18 protein-coding genes and 1 tRNA gene are annotated in these 18,910 nt (G+C 68.5%); 11 read left to right on the top strand and 8 right to left on the bottom strand.

Translation table 11 applies throughout. The features are described from left to right. The first annotated feature begins 75 nt into the window (after positions 1-75). Together cysK and epsC are read left to right on the top strand one after the other, a co-directional pair. Positions 76-1,011 (top strand): cysteine synthase A, encoded by a 936-nt coding sequence (gene cysK, locus ACX80U_RS09005; RefSeq protein WP_459268149.1) that lies wholly within the window; start codon positions 76-78, stop codon positions 1,009-1,011. 63 nt (positions 1,012-1,074) lie between these two features. Then, positions 1,075-1,662, top strand: coding sequence for a serine O-acetyltransferase EpsC (gene epsC / locus ACX80U_RS09000; protein WP_133080667.1), 588 nt, complete (start codon positions 1,075-1,077; stop codon positions 1,660-1,662). A gap of 58 nt (positions 1,663-1,720) precedes the next feature. Here the strand turns inward: epsC and gndA are convergent, their stop codons facing one another. Continuing rightward, positions 1,721-3,160: an NADP-dependent phosphogluconate dehydrogenase gene (gndA, locus tag ACX80U_RS08995; protein ID WP_459268148.1), complete on the bottom strand. Its 1,440-nt coding sequence runs from the start codon at positions 3,158-3,160 to the stop codon at positions 1,721-1,723. A gap of 232 nt (positions 3,161-3,392) precedes the next feature. On the opposite strand from gndA, the gene rlmN reads away from it, so the two are divergent. The 3 genes from rlmN to ACX80U_RS08980 all read left to right on the top strand — a co-directional run bounded on the left by rlmN (position 3,393) and on the right by ACX80U_RS08980 (position 5,397). Further along, positions 3,393-4,619: a 23S rRNA (adenine(2503)-C(2))-methyltransferase RlmN gene (gene rlmN / locus ACX80U_RS08990; RefSeq protein ID WP_459268147.1), complete on the top strand. Its 1,227-nt coding sequence runs from the start codon at positions 3,393-3,395 to the stop codon at positions 4,617-4,619. A gap of 97 nt (positions 4,620-4,716) precedes the next feature. Beyond that, positions 4,717-4,792, top strand: a tRNA-Val gene (locus ACX80U_RS08985). A gap of 362 nt (positions 4,793-5,154) precedes the next feature. After that, complete coding sequence (locus tag ACX80U_RS08980; protein ID WP_459268146.1) at positions 5,155-5,397, top strand: ubiquitin family protein; 243 nt, start codon at positions 5,155-5,157, stop codon at positions 5,395-5,397. A gap of 554 nt (positions 5,398-5,951) precedes the next feature. Here the strand turns inward: ACX80U_RS08980 and ACX80U_RS08975 are convergent. The 5 genes from ACX80U_RS08975 to ACX80U_RS08955 form a co-directional block, all read right to left on the bottom strand. Further along, positions 5,952-6,167, bottom strand: a complete 216-nt coding sequence (locus ACX80U_RS08975) for a hypothetical protein (RefSeq protein ID WP_208741349.1) — start codon at positions 6,165-6,167, stop codon at positions 5,952-5,954. Between the two features lie 44 nt (positions 6,168-6,211). After that, positions 6,212-6,814 carry a hypothetical protein gene (locus tag ACX80U_RS08970; RefSeq protein ID WP_459268145.1) on the bottom strand — a complete coding sequence of 201 codons (603 nt, stop codon included), beginning with the start codon at positions 6,812-6,814 and terminating at the stop codon, positions 6,212-6,214. A gap of 118 nt (positions 6,815-6,932) precedes the next feature. Next, positions 6,933-7,778 (bottom strand): NAD-dependent protein deacetylase, encoded by an 846-nt coding sequence (locus ACX80U_RS08965; protein ID WP_459268205.1) that lies wholly within the window; start codon positions 7,776-7,778, stop codon positions 6,933-6,935. Between the two features lie 110 nt (positions 7,779-7,888). Continuing rightward, entirely contained in the window at positions 7,889-8,353 is a 465-nt protein-coding gene (locus ACX80U_RS08960; protein WP_459268144.1) for a redoxin domain-containing protein, read from the bottom strand. Positions 8,354-8,355: 2 nt separating this feature from the next. Continuing rightward, entirely contained in the window at positions 8,356-8,775 is a 420-nt protein-coding gene (locus ACX80U_RS08955; RefSeq protein WP_133080676.1) for a DUF3052 family protein, read from the bottom strand. Positions 8,776-9,130: 355 nt separating this feature from the next. Here ACX80U_RS08955 and aceE point away from each other — a divergent pair, with 355 nt between their 5' ends. The 6 genes from aceE (at position 9,131) to fabF (ending at position 17,105) form a co-directional block, all read left to right on the top strand. Next, positions 9,131-11,884 (top strand): pyruvate dehydrogenase (acetyl-transferring), homodimeric type, encoded by a 2,754-nt coding sequence (aceE, locus tag ACX80U_RS08950; protein WP_459268143.1) that lies wholly within the window; start codon positions 9,131-9,133, stop codon positions 11,882-11,884. A gap of 120 nt (positions 11,885-12,004) precedes the next feature. Further along, the gene (locus ACX80U_RS08945; RefSeq protein WP_459268142.1) at positions 12,005-13,333 is read left to right on the top strand and encodes a PucR family transcriptional regulator; all 1,329 of its coding nucleotides are present in this window, start codon (positions 12,005-12,007) and stop codon (positions 13,331-13,333) included. 78 nt (positions 13,334-13,411) lie between these two features. Then, entirely contained in the window at positions 13,412-14,377 is a 966-nt protein-coding gene (locus tag ACX80U_RS08940) for an ACP S-malonyltransferase (protein WP_459268141.1), read from the top strand. Next, positions 14,374-15,435 carry a beta-ketoacyl-ACP synthase 3 gene (locus tag ACX80U_RS08935; protein ID WP_133080680.1) on the top strand — a complete coding sequence of 354 codons (1,062 nt, stop codon included), beginning with the start codon at positions 14,374-14,376 and terminating at the stop codon, positions 15,433-15,435. Before ACX80U_RS08940 ends, ACX80U_RS08935 begins: the two co-directional genes overlap by 4 nt. A gap of 76 nt (positions 15,436-15,511) precedes the next feature. Further along, complete coding sequence (locus ACX80U_RS08930; RefSeq protein WP_133080681.1) at positions 15,512-15,757, top strand: acyl carrier protein; 246 nt, start codon at positions 15,512-15,514, stop codon at positions 15,755-15,757. Positions 15,758-15,869: 112 nt separating this feature from the next. Continuing rightward, entirely contained in the window at positions 15,870-17,105 is a 1,236-nt protein-coding gene (gene fabF, locus ACX80U_RS08925) for a beta-ketoacyl-ACP synthase II (RefSeq protein ID WP_459268140.1), read from the top strand. A 127-nt stretch (positions 17,106-17,232) separates the two neighbouring features. Here the strand turns inward: fabF and ACX80U_RS08920 are convergent, their stop codons facing one another. Both ACX80U_RS08920 and ACX80U_RS08915 read right to left on the bottom strand, forming a co-directional pair. Next, positions 17,233-17,736: a DUF3145 domain-containing protein gene (locus ACX80U_RS08920; protein ID WP_459268139.1), complete on the bottom strand. Its 504-nt coding sequence runs from the start codon at positions 17,734-17,736 to the stop codon at positions 17,233-17,235. A 213-nt stretch (positions 17,737-17,949) separates the two neighbouring features. After that, the gene (locus ACX80U_RS08915) at positions 17,950-18,882 is read right to left on the bottom strand and encodes a tyrosine recombinase XerC (RefSeq protein WP_459268138.1); all 933 of its coding nucleotides are present in this window, start codon (positions 18,880-18,882) and stop codon (positions 17,950-17,952) included. Positions 18,883-18,910: the final 28 nt, after the last annotated feature.

The raw sequence follows: 18,910 nt of genomic DNA, 5'->3' as shown, positions 1-18,910 counted from the left end.
CGGTCCCGGGCAGTCCCTGACAGTGCCCCGACCGACGCCGCATCCCTCCACCCCCGAACAGGCAGGCTCCCGCGCATGGCAAAGATCTACGACGACGTCACCCAGCTGGTGGGACGGACCCCTCTCGTCCGCCTCAACCGCCTGACCGAAGGGCTGGATGCTCAGGTAGCCGTCAAGCTCGAGTTCTACAACCCTGCCAACAGCGTCAAGGACCGCATCGGCGTGGCCATCATCGACGCGGCGGAGAAGGCCGGCGCGCTTCGCCCGGGTGGCACGATCGTCGAGGGGACCTCGGGGAACACCGGCATCGCCCTCGCCATGGTCGGTGCCGCACGCGGCTACAAGGTCGTGCTGACCATGCCGGAGACCATGTCCACCGAACGCCGTGTGATGCTGCGGGCCTACGGCGCCGAGATCGTCCTGACGCCGGGCTCCGAAGGGATGCGCGGCGCCGTCGAGCGCGCGAAGGACATCGTCGCGACGACAAAGAACGCCATCTGGGCACAGCAGTTCGCCAATGCCGCGAACCCGGCCATCCACCGTGCCACCACGGCCGAGGAGGTCTGGGAGGACACCGACGGCGAGGTGGACATCTTCGTCGCGGGCGTCGGCACCGGTGGCACCATCACCGGAGTGGGCCAGGTGCTGAAGGAGCGCAAGCCCGGCGTGCAGATCGTCGTCGTCGAGCCCGCCGACTCCCCCATCCTCAACGGTGGCGCACCGGGTCCCCACAAGATCCAGGGCCTCGGCGCGAACTTCGTCCCCGAGAACCTCGACCGCGACATCTACGACGAGGTGCTCGACGCGACCGTCGAGGACTCCGTACGGGTGGCACGCGCGCTCGGCACCCAGGAGGGCATCCTCGGCGGCATCTCGTCGGGGGCGATCGTCTGGGCCGCCCTCGAACTCGCGAAGCGCCCGGAGAACGCCGGTAAACTCATCGTGGCTGTTGTCTGCGACTTCGGCGAGCGCTACATCTCCACGGTGCTCTTCGACGACATCCGCGGCTGATCCCGCCGCGGAGGACCCTCCGACACTGCTGAACCCCATGACACCCCCACGAGAAGGTAGCCGGTGAGCTTTCTAGAACGACTGCGCGAGGACCTCGAGACCGCGCGCACCCACGATCCGGCTGCCCGCGGCTCCTTCGAGAACACCGTCGTGTACTCCGGGCTCCACGCCATCTGGATGCACCGCCTCACCCACCGCATGTGGCGGAACGAGAAGCTGCGCTTCCCGGCGCGTGCCCTGGCGCAGCTCGCGCGCGCCCTCACCGGGGTCGAGATCCACCCTGCGGCCACCATCGGGCGCCGGTTCTTCATCGACCACGGCATGGGGATCGTGATCGGCGGCACCGCAGAGATCGGCGACGACGTCATGCTCTACCAGGGTGTGACCCTCGGCGGACGCTCGCTCGAGAAGGTGAAGCGCCATCCCACGATCGGGGACCGCGTCACCATCGGTGCGGGCGCGAAGGTGCTGGGTCCGATCACCATCGGTGCCGGCAGCGCTGTCGGCGCGAACGCCGTCGTCGTGAAGGACACTCCGCCCGACTCGATCGTGACGGGCATCCCGGCGACGTTCCGCCACCGCGATTCGCGGCGCGAGACGCAGCCGGCGGTCGACCCCGCGGAGTACGTGGACCCCGCCATCTACATCTGACCCGAACGCAGGGAAGCCCCGGACCACGGTCCGGGGCTTCCCTGCGTTCGGGGTGCCGTCAGTGGGTGTCGACGGCTTCGATCTCGGACTTGTCCTCGCCCCACAGGGTGTGGAACGTGCCCTCGGTGTCGACGCGGTTGTAGGTGTGCGCGCCGAAGAGGTCGCGCAGGCCCTGGGTGAGCGCGGCCGGCAGGCGCGTGCGGCGCAGGCCGTCGTAGTAGGCCAGCGACGCGGAGAAGACCGGAACGGGGATGCCCAGCTGCACGGCGGTCGCGACCACCCGGCGCCAGGCCGGGACCGCGCCGGCGATGGCCTCGGTGAACGCCGGTGCGAGCAGGAGGTTGGCGGGACGCTCGTCGGCCACTGCATAGGCCTTCATGATGTCGTCGAGCAGTTCTGCGCGGATGATGCAACCGGCACGCCACAGCGAGGCGATCTCGTCGAGCTTGAGCTCCCAGCCGTACTCCTTCGCCGCGGACGTGAGCATGTCGATGCCCTGGGCGTAGCTCACGAGCTTCGAGGCGTAGAGGGCGAGCCGGACGTCCTCGACGAACGTGTCGGGCAGCTCGACGGTGTCCTCGTGGCCCTGCAGGAGGTCCTGGGCCAGCACGCGCTGGTCCTTCTGCGAGGACAGTGCCCGGGCGAACACCGATTCGGCGATGCCCGACGTCGGGCTGCCCAGTTCCAGCGCGGAGACCACGGTCCACCGACCGGTACCCTTCTGCCCTGCCGCGTCGACGACGACGTCGACGAAGGGCTTGCCGGTCCGCTCGTCCGTGTGGCCCAGCACTTCGGCGGTGATCTCGATCAGGAAGGAGGACAGCGTGCCGGAGTTCCAGTCGCTGAAGATCTTCGCCTGCTCGGCAGGCTCGATCCCCGCACCCGAGCGCAGCAGGTCGAAGGCCTCGCCGATGACCTGCATGTCCGCGTACTCGATGCCGTTGTGCACCATCTTCACGAAGTGACCGGCGCCGTCCGTGCCGATCCAGCGACAGCAGGGCTCGCCGTTGTACTTGGCGGAGATCTTCTCGAGCATCGGCCCGAGCGAATCGTAGGACTCACGGGAGCCACCGGGCATGATCGACGGGCCCAGGAGCGCGCCCTCCTCGCCGCCGGAGACGCCGACGCCGACGAAGTGGAGGTCCTGCTTCGACAGCGCGGCCTCACGGCGGCGCGTGTCCTCGTAGTGCGAGTTGCCGCCGTCGATCACGATGTCGCCCGGCTCCAGCAGCGGAGTGAGCTGATCGATCACCGAGTCCACCGGCTTGCCGGCCTTCACCATGATCAGCACCCGGCGGGGCTTCTCGAGGGAGTCCACCAGTTCCTGCAGGGACTCCGTGCGGATGAACTCACCGTCGGCGCCGTGCTTCTCCAGCAGCGAGTCGGTCTTCTCGATGGACCTGTTGTGCAGGGCCACGGCGTAGCCGTTGCGGGCCAGGTTCCGGGCGAGATTCGCTCCCATGACTGCCAGGCCTGTGACGCCGATCTGTGCGCTCAATGTGTTCTCCGTCGTTTGTCAGCTGCATGCATAGCACTGCATGTGCCGGTGCTTCCGGCGCGTTCCCGCGCGGGCCATCCGATCGCTTTCACACTATTACCGACGTATCGCCCGCCGCCACACCGACCGCCCTCGGCGCCGTCATGTTTCGGCCGCTTCCAGCCACCGGACGTGTCGCGGCCGACACGCCGTCGACTGGGCCGCTGGTGCCATCCATGAAAGAATGGTAATGATGTCCGACGCTACCGTTACCCCCGTTGCCCCCGCTCCCGTCTCCTCCCGCCCCCAGGTGCGCCCTGAAGTCGAGGGAGCCGAGCCGATCGTGTCCAGCGACGGCCGGCCGCTGCTGCAGTTCAAGTCCCCCCGGGTCAGCCAGCCGCCGGTGCACCTCGCCGACCTCACACTGGCCGAGCGGCAGGACCGGCTGAAGGAGCTGGGACACCCGGGCTTCCGCGCCAAGCAGCTGTCGAAGCACTACTTCTCGCACTACACCACGGATCCCGCGGCGATGAGCGATCTCCCGAAGGCCGGGCGGGAGGAGCTCGTCTCGGCGATGTTCCCGCCGCTCCTGACCGAGGTGAAGCGGCTGACCACGGACAACGGCGACACCATCAAGTTCCTGTGGCGGCTGTTCGACGGCGCCCTCGTGGAATCGGTCCTGATGCGCTACCCGGGCCGGGTGACCCTGTGCGTCTCCTCCCAGGCCGGCTGCGGCATGAACTGCCCGTTCTGTGCCACGGGCCAGGCGGGCCTGACCCGCAACATGTCGACGGCGGAGATCGTGGACCAGGTGGTCGCCGCGAACCACGCCCTCGCGGAAGGCGCCCTGGGCGACCTGCGCACCGATGGCGGGCACGACGCCGACCGCGTCACGAACATCGTCTTCATGGGCATGGGTGAGCCGCTGGCCAACTACAAGCGCGTGATGGCGGCACTGCACCGCTTCGTCGACGACTCCCCCGAGGGCCTCGGCATGTCCGCCCGCAACATCACCGTCTCCACGGTGGGGCTGGTGCCTGCCATCAACAAGCTGGCCGCCGAGTCGCTGCCCGTCACCTTCGCGCTGTCCCTCCACGCTCCCGACGACGAACTCCGCGACGAGCTGATCCCCGTCAACACGCGCTGGAAGGTCGACGAGGCCCTCGACGCGGCCTACAACTACTACCGGACCACGGGGCGCCGCGTGAGCATCGAGTACGCACTGATCAAGGACATGAACGACCACGCCTGGCGCGCGGACCTGCTGGCGAAGAAGCTGAACCAGCGCGGCCGTGGCTGGGTGCACGTCAACCCGATCCCGCTCAACCCGACGCCGGGCTCCATCTGGACGGCGTCGGAGAAGAGCGTCTCGACGGAGTTCATCAACCGCCTCCGCGCCGCCGGTATCCCCACGACCCTCAGGGACACCCGTGGCAAGGAGATCGACGGCGCCTGCGGGCAGCTCGCGGCCGGCGAATAGCGCCACCCGGATTGGCGCGATCCTGCGGCAAGCCGGTATAGTCGATCCTCGTGATGGCGCCCGATCGGCAGGAGCCGGTGGCGGCATCACAGGACGAGGGTCTTTAGCTCAGCTGGTAGAGCGCCACGTTTACACCGTGGATGTCATCGGTTCGATCCCGGTAGGACCCACCACAGAAAACCCCGCCGCTCCAAGGGCCAAAGCCCGGAACGGCGGGGTTTTTCCTTGTCCTGGGCGCATCGCGCCCTTGTTCGTATGTGCAACGCTTCCCGATTTTCCGCTGGAGCAACTGATCCGTTCCCGAACCGCTGAAGGGTGGTTGCGGCATCAACTCACCGAAGGGGACGGCGACGCCATCCGGGTCCTGGTCGAACCGGCTCGCGTACACGCCGAGAGCTGCCGCCGCTATCGGCTCCTGCAGGCAGCCCCATGCCGTCATATTCGCCCAGTTCCGCCGACTCACGTGACATCATCGCTGCACCAGGATCCCAGGTGCCGGAGGAATGCCGTGAGGGCGGACGACCAGAGACGACAGTTGGCACAGATCGTCATCGAGGAGGGACTGAACGTTCACGACCTGTGGCTGCGCTATCTCATGAACGGTGGCAGCGCCGGCGACGACGAACTGGCCCGCTATGTCGCCGGCGAGCTTCAGCTGGAGGAACTGCAGCGAGACCTCCTGTCGATCGCCGTCCGGGAGCTGGTATCCGAGCGCCAGGAATCGCTCGGACTGCGTGACACGAGGAAGCGACGGCATCCTGACGGCGATGACAGCTAGGCGAAACAGATATTGCGACGGCCCGGTGCGTCCCCGTTCGACGCCGTACGGCGCTATAGCGCAGCCGTATCGGTACCGGTCTCGCCCAGGCGGCACAGCTGGACGTCCTCCACAGGAGCACCGCCCATCGGCGTGAACGGGGGCGCACCTCTGGGATCAGCCGCAGGCCGTCAGTAGGTGAGCTCGTCCGGACCGGCAAGCACCTCGAGGTTGGTCCGCACCCGATCGATGCACTGTCTGACGATGCCGATGCTCTTCTTCACGATCACCATGGCTACTACCCGTTCCTTCGTCGTACTGCCGGTGAGACCACACCACCTGTCTACCCGACGAACAGTGGCGGCAGGCGAGAGGAACCTGATGGGTGGGTGAACGGAGGATGACCATCGAGTGCCGGTCCTCGGCCCGGCGGCCACGCGGGCCGAGGGCAGCGACGTCCGCACCGTGCACGTCATCGAACCGATTTCGGTCGGACCCACGACAGAAAACCCCGCCGCTCCAGGGAGAGCCCTGATGCGGCGGGGTTCTGTCGTCGAGGGGTTGGCTGCGGCCCTTCAGCGCTTCCGCAGGATCGCGACCAGCCGCTCGACCAGGACCACCAGCACGAGTGCTGCCCCGATGATGAACAGCAGCGCCAGCCAGAGGGACGGCCCGGAACCGGCTTCACCGACGCCGATACCCAGCCTGCGGGCCGCAACGCACAGTGCGAGCATGGCGGCACCGGCCACGAGCATTCCGGTTCGGCGGTCCCATCGGCGTCGGTTCCTCATGGTTCCAGTCTAGGCAGCGCCCCCTGGCGTCCTGACCGCACGGACTACTGCCGCGCCTCCATGACCCCCACGGGCTTCCCGTCCGAGAAGGTGACCACGTACTCCTGACCCATGATCGTGACGGTGCACTGAAGCGCTCCGATGGTGCGGCAGTCATCACCGGGGCCGGGCGGGGTGCCGGGCTCCTCGAAGATCGGCTCGAGGAGCTCGGGGTCGATGCCCGGCGGCGTCGGCTCGTGGAAGGGCACGGACCCGGGCGGGAGGCACGTGTACGGGTCCGCCGGGTCGGTCCACCATGCCCCGGCGTCGGTGACAGGGCACTGCGGGTACGGCGGGAGGGGCAGCAGTTCCGGCGCGAGGTCGCCGCCCATCCCGCTCCCGGTCGCGCCGGGGGAAGTGCTCGGACCGGAAGCCGGCGAGGGGGCGACGGCGGTGTCCCCGGCGACGGGCTCCTGCACGTCCCCCGCCGGGACGGCGCTGCTGCCGGCGGACACGTCGGTGACCTTCGACAGCGTCGGAGTGGTGTCCACCACAGCCACCGCGTGTTCGTCCGACGCCTGTCCGCCCTGGTCGAGTGCGAGAGGGACGACGGCGACCGCTGCCGCCGTGCCGAAAGCGATGAGAAGAGACCTGGTTGAAGAACGCATTATTTCACCCCACGTGAGAGACCTATGAGATGAACCTATGGCGATAGAGGGAGCAGAGCGACAGTAATCAATACTCGCTTTCGGACCGGACTACCTGTATGAGCCGGATAGAAACCACCTACTGCGGAGGAAGGTCCGGGAGACGCTCGGCAAGATAGGTGAGCGCCTCCGAGACGCCGGTCTCGATCTTCAGCGAGGCGAACTCGTCCCCGCGTGTCCATCCTCTGTTGATGATGACGACGGGCTTGCCCGCTTTGAAGGCGTGCCGCACGAACCGCAACCCGCTCATGACCGTCAGCGAGGAGCCGGCCACCAGGAGCGCCCCCGCAGCGTCCACCATGGCGTAGGCCTCGGCGACGCGGGCCTTCGGCACGTTCTCGCCGAAATAGACGAAGTCGGGTTTCAGCATGCCCCCGCAGACCGGGCACGGCGCCATCTCGAAGTCCCCGGTGTCGTCGACGTCCGCATCGGCATCCGGCGCGACGTCCCCGGCGTCGGACGCGCGCTCGAGGTAGCCCGGGTTCAGGTCCTCGAGGATCTCGGCGATGCGCGATCTCGGGAAGACCGATGCACACTGCAGGCATACCACGCGGTCGAAGGTGCCGTGCAGGTCGATCACGTTCACACTGCCCGCCGATGAGTGCAGCTTGTCCACGTTCTGCGTGATCAGTCCGGTCAGCAGCCCACGCTGCTCCAACGTCGCGACGGCGGCATGGCCGGCGTTCGGATCGGCACGGCGCAGGTGGCGCCAACCCACATGGTTCCGCGCCCAGTAGCGTCGGCGCAGCGCTTCGTCGCCCACGAACCGCTGGTAGGTCATGGGATTCCGCGGCACGGACTGCGGACCCCGGTAGTCCGGGATGCCGGAGTCGGTGCTCAGACCCGCACCGGTCAGCACCGCGAGCCGGAGACCCGCGAGGACGGCGACGGCCTGATCGAGGAGCTCCCGGTCCTCGGGCCCCAGCGCAGCGAGGCCGGACGCCGGGGTGTCGCTCACGAAGCCGGTGAGGCCGAGCCGCGGGTTGGACTCGGGGCCGGGAAGATCCCGTTCGCCCCGACCGTCGTCCGCTCGGGTCACAGTGCAGCTTCGACGGAACCCACTGCCCGTGCGTAGTCGGCGATCGGCCTGCCCTGGCCGTGCGGGGAGGACACCACGGCGCGCACCGTCCCGGAACCGTCCAGGACGTAACTGACCCGCTCCGCGTAACCGTGGACCTCGTCGAACGCGTCGAAGGCCCGGGTCACGGAACCGTGCGGCCAGAAGTCCGCCAGGAGGTCGAAGGAGATGTCGTTCGCGTCCGCGAAGGCGCGCAGCGTGTACTTGTGGTCGACGGACACGGCGACGAGCGAGACACCCGCGGCGTCGAACAGTTCGAGGTTGTCCCGGAGCTGGCCGAGTTCGTCCGTGCACACGCGGGAAAAGGCGAAGGGGAAGAACACGACCACCGATCCCCCGACGAGTGATGTGTTCGCGACGGTCTCGCCGAACTGGTTCGCCAGGGCGAACGAAGGGGCTGTCGACCCCACCTCGAGCGGCAAGGCTACTGCTTCCGCCGGCTGACGAGCCGGGTCGCGGCCCATTCCTTGGAGACGCCGGCCGACGACGTCGAGTGGAGTCCGGCGGTCGGTGCCGATTCCTGGACGTCGGCGGGCGCCACGTAGCCCGGGCGACCGGACTTGGGGGTGAGGAGCCAGACGACGCCGCCGGCACCGAGCGAGGTCAACGCATCGACGAGGGCGTCGACGAGATCCCCGTCGCCGCTGCGCCACCACAGGATCACGCCGTCGACGACGTCCTGGTCGTCCTCCGTGAGCAGTTCGGACCCGACGCCGTCCTCCAGGGCCTCCCGGAAGTCGAAGTCGACGTCGTCGTCGTAACCGAGCTCCTGAACAAGGTCTCCATCCTTGAAACCCAACTTGCCTGCCACGTCGACCGCAGTGGCGGCTTCAGCCTCGCTCACTTAGCTCCTCCTGGAAAGACGGGACTGTCGCCTGACGCGCCCCCGTGTAGATATGCATGGCTACCAGCCAACACCTTTATACGCCAAGCATCAAGCCGATGCGGTGATTTGGCGCCCGGCGGCGGACCGGTCCCGGACATCCGGCCGGAGCAGGACCGGAGGCACGCCCTCGGCGTAATCTGTCCCGCCGCCCCGATCCCGCTACGCATCGGCGGCATGGCGGCGATAGAGTGAATCGGTATATGGCCGCGGCGCTAACGCCCATCGGCCGAGCATGCATCTCTGCGCGGGCCCACGAGTCGTGCGCAGGCATAAAGCGACACAGACAAGATCTGTGGAAGTGGAGAGATATCGCGTGGCTGCAGAACAAGGTACGGCGGATATTCTGAGCGGTCTGACCGTCGGCAAGCCCGATGGGGATCCCGAGGAGACCGCGGAGTGGATCGAATCCCTCGATGAGCTGATTCGCACCCAGGGCACCGAGCGCGCGCAGTACATCATGCGTTCGCTCCTCCAGCGTGCCGGTGCACAGTCCGTGGGCGTGCCCATGGTCACCACGACGGACTACGTCAACACGATCCCGGCGGACCAGGAACCGGAGTTCCCGGGCGACGAGGAGATCGAGCGGAAGTACCGTGCATGGATGCGCTGGAACGCCGCGGTCATGGTCCACCGCGCGCAGCGCCCGGAGATCGGGGTCGGTGGCCACATCTCGACCTACGCCGGCGCGGCGACGCTCTACGAGGTGGGCTTCAACCACTTCTTCAAGGGCAAGGACCACCCCAGCGGAGGCGACCAGGTCTTCTTCCAGGGGCACGCCTCCCCCGGGATGTACGCCCGCGCCTACCTCGAGGGGCGCCTCACGGAGGCCGACCTCGACGGGTTCCGCCAGGAGAAGTCCAAGGAGGGCAATGCACTGTCCTCCTACCCGCATCCCCGCCTGATGCCGGACTTCTGGGAGTTCCCCACGGTCTCGATGGGCATCGGCCCCATGAATGCGATCTACCAGGCGCAGGCCAACCGCTACCTGCACAACCGTGGCCTGAAGGACACCTCCGGGCAGCAGGTCTGGGCGTTCCTCGGTGACGGTGAGATGGACGAGCCCGAATCGCGCGGCCTGCTCCAGCTCGCGGCGAACGAGAAGCTGGACAACCTGAACTTCGTCATCAACTGCAACCTGCAGCGCCTGGACGGGCCGGTGCGCGGCAACGGCAAGATCATGCAGGAACTCGAGGCGTTCTTCCGCGGCGCGGGCTGGAACGTCATCAAGGTCGTCTGGGGGCGCGAGTGGGACTCGCTGCTCGAGAAGGACAAGGACGGCGCGCTGGTGGACATCATGAACCAGACCCCGGACGGCGACTACCAGACGTACAAGGCCGAGTCCGGCGGATTCGTCCGGGACCACTTCTTCGGGAAGTCACCCGAGACCAAGGCCATGGTCGAGGACCTCTCGGATGCCGAGATCTGGAACCTCAAGCGCGGCGGGCACGACTACCGCAAGGTCTTCGCGGCGTACAAGGCGGCCACGGAGTTCAAGGGCAAGCCGACCGTCATCCTCGCGAAGACCGTCAAGGGCTACGGTCTGGGCCCGCACTTCGAGGGCCGCAACGCGACCCACCAGATGAAGAAGCTGACCAACGCCGACCTCAAGGCGTTCCGCGACCACCTGCGCATCCCGGTCACCGACGAGCAGATCGACGACGACCTCTACAACGCGCCGTACTACCACCCGGGCGCGGATTCCCCGGAGATCAAGTACCTGCTGGAGCGCCGCCGCGAACTCGGCGGCTTCGTGCCGGAGCGCCGCACCAAGCACGCCGAGGTCGTCCTGCCGGGCGACAAGGCGTACGAGATGGGAAAGCGTGGATCCGGCAAGCAGCAGGCCGCCACCACGATGGCGTTCGTGCGCATCCTGAAGGACCTCATGCGGGACAAGGAGTTCGGCAAGCGGATCGCGCCGATCATCCCCGACGAGGCACGCACCTTCGGCATGGACTCGTTCTTCCCCACGGCGAAGATCTACAACCCCAACGGGCAGAACTACCTCTCCGTGGACCGCGACCTGGTCCTGGCGTACAAGGAGTCCGTCGAGGGTCAGATCCTCCATGCAGGCATCAACGAGGCCGGTTCGATGGCCGCCTTCACGGCGACGGGCACGGCCTACGCCACGCAGGGGGAGCCGCTGATCCCGATCTACGTCTTCTACTCGATGTTCGGGTTCCAGCGCACCGGTGACTCCATCTGGGCCGCCGCGGACCAGATGGCGCGCGGCTTCATCATCGGGGCCACCGCCGGGCGCACCACCCTGACCGGTGAGGGCCTGCAGCACGCCGACGGGCACTCACCGATCCTGGCCTCCACCAACCCGGCCGTGGTGACCTACGATCCGGCGTTCGGCTACGAGATCGGGCACATCCTCCGCGACGGTCTGAACCGGATGTACGGGGACATCGGCGACAAGCCCGAGTCCGTCCGCAACGTCATGTACTACATCACCGTGTACAACGAGCCGTTCGTGCAGCCCGCCGAGCCCGAGGAGCTGGACGTCGAGGGCCTGCTCAAGGGCATCTACCTGCTCAAGCCCGCGAAGGTCGACGGGCCCCGCACGCAGCTGCTCGCCTCCGGCGTCGCTGTGCCGTGGGCGCTCGAGGCACAGAAGATCCTCGCGAAGGACTGGGGCGTCTCCGCGGACGTCTGGTCCGTGACGTCCTGGAACGAACTGCGCCGCGACGGCCTCGACGCCGAGGAGGAAGCCTTCCTCAACCCCGGAGCCGACGCGCGCAAGCCGTTCGTCACGCAGCAGCTCGAGGGAGCCACGGGCCCGATCGTCGCGGTCTCGGACTTCATGAAGGCCGTCCCGGACCAGATCCGCCAGTTCCTGCCCAACGAGTTCGCGACCCTCGGAGCCGACGGCTTCGGGTTCTCCGACACACGCGCGGCAGCACGACGGTTCTTCAAGATCGACAGCCACTCCGTCGTCGTCCGCGCCCTGGAGATGCTCGCCCGCCGTGGCGAGGTCGACGCGAACGCGCCGAAGGAAGCCATCGAGAAGTACCGCCTGCTCGACGTCAACGCCGGAACCACCGGCAACGCCGGCGGCGAATCCTGACCCCACCCGCCCGGTAGGGGGGCGACGGCGGAGGCAGCATCAGCGCTGCTCCCGCCGTCGCCCTTTTTGTAGCCTCCCCACAAATGGAAGCGCGCAGCACCGAGACCGTATGCTCGGAGGATGCCGCAGCCCGCAGAAGCCCCGACCGGTGCCGGGAGCGCACCCGGAGCGACGAACGCAGGGATCGCTCCCCCGGACCCCGCCACCGTCGAGAAGCTGCGCGCGACGATCGGGTCGCTGTCCACCGCGACCCTGAAGCAGCTCGACGCCGACCTGCCCTGGTACCGCGGACTCCGCCCCGACGAACGGTCCGCGCTCGGCATGGTGGCCCAGAAGGGCATCGCGTCCTTCGTCAACTGGTACCAGAAGCCCGTCTCCCCGGCATGGGTGCTGAGCGACGTCTTCGGCACCGCACCCACCGAACTCACGCGGTCCATCAGCCTGCAGAAGGCCCTCCAGCTCATCCGCGTGGTGGTGCAGGTCGTCGAGGACCATGTGCCGTTCCTCGCCCCCGCCGCGGACCAGGGTCCGCTGCGGGAAGCCGTCCTGCGGTACTCGCGCGAGGTGGCGTTCGCGGCAGCGGATGTCTACGCCCGCGCGGCGGAGACCCGCGGATCGTGGGACACGCGCCTCGAAGCACTCGTGGTCGATGCGATCCTCCGCGGGGAGAGCTCCGACGCCCTCCGCTCGCGCATCGCCGCGGTCGGCTGGAAATCCCAGGCGCGCATCACCGTCATGGTCGGCAGCGCCCCGCAGGAACCGAACGTCGGATTCCTCAACGAACTCCGCCGCGTCACCGGACGCCTCGCCGAGGACGTCCTGGTCGGCATCCAGGGCGAGCGGCTCATCCTCGTCCTGGGCGGCGTGCGGGATGCCGCGAAGGCCTACCCGCGCATCAGCGAGCTCTTCGGGGAGGGCGCCGTCGTGTTCGGGCCGGAGGCGGAATCGCTCGTCGCGGCCAGCAGTTCCGCACAGGCCGCCTTCGCGGGACTCACGGCCGCGCGCGCCTGGCCGGCAGCGCCGCGCCCCGTCTCCTCCGAGGACCTGTGGCCCGAACGGGTGATGTCCGGCGACGACACGGCCCGCCGGGCTCTCGTGCGCACCATCTACCGGCCGCTCCTCGCCGCCGCCAACGGCCTCGAGCCGACACTCTCCGCCTACCTGACCCTCGGGCACTCACTGGAGGCGACCTCGCGGTCGCTCTTCGTGCACGCCAACACCGTGCGGTACCGCCTCCGGCGCGTCTGCGACGTCACGGGCTGGGACCCGCTCATCCCCCGCGAGGCCTACGTCCTGCAGACCGCCCTGGTGGTCGGACGCCTGTCGGCGATGCCCTCCGCCTCTGCCGCCGGCACCGGGGGTGCGGGCGCGGGCAACGGTCGGACGCCCCGCGTCGCGGCGTCCGAGAGGGGCGCTTCCGCGACAGCAGGGAAGGCAGCCGCCTTGTAGACTTCCTACAACGAGGCGCAGCCAGCTTGGTTCAGCCGAACACCCGATAATGCTCCGCCGATTTGGAAAGCTGGAAGAGTGCTTGCAATCGCCTGCCCCGGACAGGGCTCACAGACCCCGGGCTTCCTGAGCCCCTGGCTCGACCTACCGGGAGTACGGGAGCACCTCGAACAGCTCAGTGACCGTGCCGGTACCGACCTGGTGAAGCACGGCACCGTCTCCGACGAGGAGACCATCAAGGACACAGCCGTCGCCCAGCCGCTGATCGTCGCCGCGGGCCTCGTGACGGCGCGGCTCCTCCTCGAAGGCCACACGCTGACCGCAGCCACGGTCGTGGCGGGTCACTCGGTGGGTGAGCTGACGGCGTCCGCGGTCGCGGGCGCACTCACCGAGGACGACGCCGTCGCCTTCGTACGGGTCCGCGCCAACGCCATGGCGTCAGCCGCCGCCACCACGCCGACCGGCATGAGCGCCGTCCTCGGTGGCGACCCGGACGAGGTTGCCGCCCGCCTCGCGGAACTGGGCCTCACGGCCGCGAACGCCAACGGCGGCGGCCAGGTGGTCGCTGCAGGAACGCTGGAGCAGCTCGCCGCCCTCACGGCCGATCCACCGGCGAAGGCCCGCGTCATCGCCCTCAAGGTGGCCGGAGCATTCCACACCACCCACATGGCTCCCGCCGTCACGGCACTCGAGGAGCTGAGGACGTCGCTGGCGCCGACGGATCCGGTGGCCACCCTGATGTCGAACCATGACGGCCTGCCCGTCGCCTCCGGCGAGGGCAACCTCGACAGCCTGATCGCGCAGGTGTCGCGTCCCGTCCGCTGGGACCTGTGCATGGACACCATGCAGGGCATGGGCGTCACCGGACTGGTCGAACTCTCTCCCGCCGGGACGCTCACGGGCCTCGCCCGGCGCGGAATGCGCGGTACGGCCACGCTCGCCGTAAAATCGCCCGAGGACCTGGACGCCGCCCGCGGCTTCATCCTGGAGCACTCGCGGACCACGGACCTCGATCCGTCCCTTACCCCCGAAGGACCTCAGTGAGCATCACCGCCCTCCAGCAAGCCCCCCTCCGCGAACACACGCGCATCCTCGGCGTCGGCGCCTATCGACCCGAGATCATCGTCACCAACGACGACGTGTGCCAGTGGATCGACTCCTCCGACGAGTGGATCCGGCAGCGGACAGGCATCGTCACGCGCCACCGTGCACCGCGCGACGTGAGCGTCATCGACATGGCGGAAGCAGCGTCGAGGGAGGCCCTCGTCGCTGCGGGCATCGACGCGTCCCAGCTCGACGCCGTCCTGGTCTCGACCGTGACCCACCCCCACGCCACACCGTCCGCCGCCGCACAGCTCACCGACCGCCTCGGCGCGACGCCGGCCCCGGCCTACGACATCTCGGCGGCCTGCGCGGGCTACTGCTACGGCATAGCCCAGGCCGACGCACTGGTCCACGCCGGCACGGCGGAGTACGTCCTGGTGGTCGGCGTCGAGAAGCTGTCCGACTTCATCGACAACTCCGACCGCACCATCTCCTTCCTCCTCGGCGACGGCGCGGGCGCCGTGGTCGTCGGTCCCGGTGACGCCGCGGGTATCGGGCCGTCAGTGTGGGGCTCCGACGGCAGCAAGCACGAGGCCATCCGTATGACCCGCCCGCTCACCGACATCCGCGACTACGCGATCGGCGCGGTCGCCTCCGACACCGAGCGGGAGCAGGATGTCGATGCAGGTCGGGAGAGTCTCTGGCCGACGATGCGCCAGGACGGGCCGACGGTCTTCCGCTGGGCCGTCTGGGAGATGGCGAAGGTCGCGCAGCGGGCGCTCGACGCGGCAGGTATCTCCGCCGAGGATCTCGCCGCGTTCCTCCCCCATCAGGCCAACATCCGTATCATCGATGAGATGGTGAAGCAGCTGAAGCTCCCCGAGCACGTCTACGTGGCCCGGGACATCGTGGATGCCGGCAACACCTCGGCAGCCTCCATCCCGCTGGCGATGCACCGCACGCTCAAGGAGCAGCCGTCCCTCAGCGGCAAACTCGCCCTGCAGATCGGTTTCGGCGCGGGCCTCGTCTTCGGAGCCCAGGTAGTGGTGCTCCCCTAGTTTTCAAGCCCAGACCGCGACTGCGCGGTTTGACCATCCCCGCCGGTGCACCGGCAAGAACAGAAAAGGAGCCACCATGGCTAACAACGAAGAAATCCTGGCCGGCCTGGCCGAGATCGTCAACGAAGAGACGGGCCTCGCCCCCGAGTCCGTCGAGATGGACAAGTCCTTCACCGACGACCTCGACATCGACTCGATCTCGATGATGACCATCGTCGTCAACGCCGAAGAGAAGTTCGGCGTCCGCATCCCCGACGAAGAGGTCAAGAACCTCAAGACCGTCGGTGACGCCGTCAACTTCATCTCGGGCGCACAGGCCTAGTTCCTGCATTCCCAGCGCTGCGGCCGCTCCCGGTGTTCCCGCCGTGGGCGGCCGTAGTCGTCATCCTCCCGCCCCGGTCCTGCCGGCGCACTCCAGCTTCGAAAGAGTGACCATGCCACGCAAAGTCGTCATCACCGGACTCGGTGCAACCACCCCCATCGGCGGAGACGTCCCGACCATGTGGGCCAACTCCCTCAAGGGAGTCTCGGGCGCCCGGACCATCGAGGCCGACTGGGTCCAGAAGTACGAACTGCCCGTGACCTTCGCCGCCCAGATCGCCACTCCGGCCTCGGAGGTCCTCTCGCGCGTGGAGGCCAAGCGCATGGATCCCTCGACGCAGTTCGCCGTCGTGGCGTCGCGTGAGGCGTGGCGGGACTCCGGTATCGAGGACGTGGACAAGGACCGCCTGGCGGTGGCTTTCGCCACCGGCATCGGCGGGGTCTGGACCCTCCTGGACGCCTGGGACACTCTCCGGGAGAAGGGCCCCCGGCGCGTGCTGCCCATGACGGTGCCGATGCTGATGCCCAACGGCCCCGCTGCCGCTGTGAGCCTCGACCTCGGAGCGCGGGCAGGAGCCCATACTCCGGTGTCCGCCTGCGCCTCCGGAACCGAGGCCCTGCACCAGGGACTCGAACTGATCCGGTCGGGCAAGGCCGACGTCGTCGTCTGCGGAGGCGCCGAGGCCGCCATCCACCCGATGCCCATCGCGGCCTTCGCCTCCATGCACGCGCTGTCGCGCCGGAACGACGAGCCCGAGCTCGCCTCGCGTCCGTACGACACGAACCGCGACGGGTTCGTCATGGGAGAGGGCGCCGGTGCACTGGTCATCGAGGCCGAGGAGCACGCGCTCGCCCGCGGAGCCCGCATCTACGCCGAGCTCGGCGGAACGTCCGTCACCGCCGACGCGTACCACATCACGGCGCCGGACCCCGAGGGACTCGGTGCGACCCGTGCCCTGAAGGCTGCGCTGTTCGATGCCCGCGCCCAGGCCGAGGACGTCGTCCACGTGAACGCCCACGCGACGTCGACCCCGGTGGGCGACAAGCCGGAGTACACCGCGCTGAAGGCGGCCCTGGGGTCCCACGTGGATCAGGTGGCCGTGTCGGCGACCAAGTCCCAGACCGGCCACCTGCTCGGAGCATCGGGCGCCGTCGAGGCGGTGATGACCGTGCTGGCCATCCACGAACGGAAGGCCCCGGTGACGATCAACCTCGACGACCAGGACCCGGAGATCCCACTGGACGTCGTCACGACCGCCCGGGACCTGCCGTCGGGCGACATCGTGGCGCTGAGCAATTCCTTCGGGTTCGGGGGCCACAACGCGGTCATCGTGCTCCGCAGCGTCTGACCGCCCCGATCCGGCACACAGGAAAGGCGCCACCCTCGCGGGTGGCGCCTTTCCTGTCTGCTGAGCTGCTCGATCGGAACCTGCTATGGTCGGTCCCGATCAGGGCCGGCGTTCTGCGCGGTGGGAGTCAGCCGACCTGGTGCAGCCAGCGCACGGGGGCGCCTTCGGCTGCGTGCCGGAAGGGCTCCAGTTCCTCGTCCCAGGACTCCCCGAGCGCGAGGGAGAGTTCGTGGTGGACGGCGGCGGGGTCGCCGGCGCCTGCCTCGTAGGCGTAGCGGATGCGGTCCTCGGTCACCATGATGTTGCCGTGGACGTCGGTCGTGGCGTGGAAGATCCCGAGCTCGGGGGTGTGCGACCAACGGCCACCATCGGCTCCGGGGCTCTGTTCCTCGGTGACCTCGTAGCGCAGGTGGGCCCAGCCCCGCAGTGCCGACGCGAGCTGGGCGCCGGAGCCCTGTAGGCCGACCCAGGAGAGCTCGGCGCGAAGCATTCCGGGCGCGGCAGGTTGCGCTGTCCACTCCATGTCGATGCGCTTGTCCAGCACGGAGCCGATGGCCCATTCGACATGAGGGCACAACGCGGTAGGGGCAGAGTGCACGTACAAGACACCGCGCGCCATCACAACAGACATTCCATCCTCCATAGCTGTAGGTACGTCTTCCCCAACGACCTTCAGTGGCTGATGAAACTGCTTCGGATGTGCCAGAACTTCCCGAGACCCACCCACACATATCATGCAGGTTCGATTGAACTACTGCTCATTGTGCCCGAGATAGGTGAATTTCGCCACTGTGGCGACCCTCTGTGGGCCACGCGACGTCACCCTGGCATGCCCGGGAGCCGCTCAGGCGCGGGGGTGGGCCTGCTCGTAGCTGCGCCGGAGGCGATCCACCGAGACGTGGGTGTAGAGCTGGGTGGTGGCGAGGCTGGAGTGGCCGAGGATCTCCTGCACCGCCCGGAGATCCGCCCCGCCGTCGAGCAGGTGGGTTGCCGCGCTGTGGCGCAGGGCGTGGGGACCACGAGCCGCCGTGTCGCCCAGGGCCTCGAGGGCGTCCCTCACCTGGGTGCGGACCGTGCGCTGGTCGATGCGCCCACCGCGGCGGCCGAGGAACAGGGCCGGCCCGCTGCGCTCCGAGACCCAGCGGGGCCGCCCGCGGCGGAGCCAGTCGTCGATGGCATGCGCCGCCGGCACCCCGTACGGGACAGTGCGTTCCTTCGAGCCCTTGCCCAGGACGAGCAGCGTGCGGCGCTCCATGTCGACGTCGTCGATGTCGAGGCCGACCAGCTCACCGACGCGGACGCCGGTCGCGTACAGCAGTTCGAGCATCGCCCGCCGCTGGAGCTCGTAGGGGTCGCCCTGCCTCGCGCTCTCGTCGAGACCCTCGAGAAGAGTGGCGGCCTGCGGCTGGTTGAGGACGGCCGGCAGGCTGCTCGTCCTCTTGGGGGCCCGGAGGCGCAGCGCCGGGTTGGCAGGGACCAGCTCCTCGCGCACGGCCCAGTCCATGAAGGTGCGTACCGTCGATGCGCGTCGTGCGACCGTCGCACGGGACAGGCCGGCCTCGTTCAGTGCGCCGAGCCACGCCCGGAAGTGCCGGAGTTCGAGCTGATCCAACGACGCCGCACCGGCGCGAGACGCGTGCGAGAGGAAGAGCGCAATGTCTTTCTCATACGCCCGCACGGTGTGCGCGGAGCGGTTGCGTTCCCTGAGGAGGTAGTCCACGAAGGCCTGAAGGGCGGCGTCGACGTCGGGGTGCAGCCCGTTACTGCCTCGTGTCATGGCCACCTCCCCTACCAGTATCCACGCT

The sequence above is a fragment of the Arthrobacter sp. TmT3-37 genome (assembly GCF_054510835.1).
This window is presented reverse-complemented; position numbering and strand designations above follow the sequence as displayed.

Bases quoted from the DNA above. Each gene is read 5' to 3' on its own strand.
- cysK (WP_459268149.1), top strand. From the start codon at position 76: ATGGCAAAGATCTACGACGACGTCACCCAGCTGGTGGGACGGACCCCT.
- rlmN (WP_459268147.1), top strand. From the start codon at position 3,393: ATGTCCGACGCTACCGTTACCCCCGTTGCCCCCGCTCCCGTCTCCTCC.
- ACX80U_RS08975 (WP_208741349.1), bottom strand. From the start codon at position 6,167: ATGAGGAACCGACGCCGATGGGACCGCCGAACCGGAATGCTCGTGGCC.
- ACX80U_RS08970 (WP_459268145.1), bottom strand. From the start codon at position 6,814: ATGCGTTCTTCAACCAGGTCTCTTCTCATCGCTTTCGGCACGGCGGCA.
- ACX80U_RS08945 (WP_459268142.1), top strand. From the start codon at position 12,005: ATGCCGCAGCCCGCAGAAGCCCCGACCGGTGCCGGGAGCGCACCCGGA.
- ACX80U_RS08930 (WP_133080681.1), top strand. From the start codon at position 15,512: ATGGCTAACAACGAAGAAATCCTGGCCGGCCTGGCCGAGATCGTCAAC.
- fabF (WP_459268140.1), top strand. From the start codon at position 15,870: ATGCCACGCAAAGTCGTCATCACCGGACTCGGTGCAACCACCCCCATC.
- ACX80U_RS08920 (WP_459268139.1), bottom strand. From the start codon at position 17,736: ATGTCTGTTGTGATGGCGCGCGGTGTCTTGTACGTGCACTCTGCCCCT.
- ACX80U_RS08915 (WP_459268138.1), bottom strand. From the start codon at position 18,882: ATGACACGAGGCAGTAACGGGCTGCACCCCGACGTCGACGCCGCCCTT.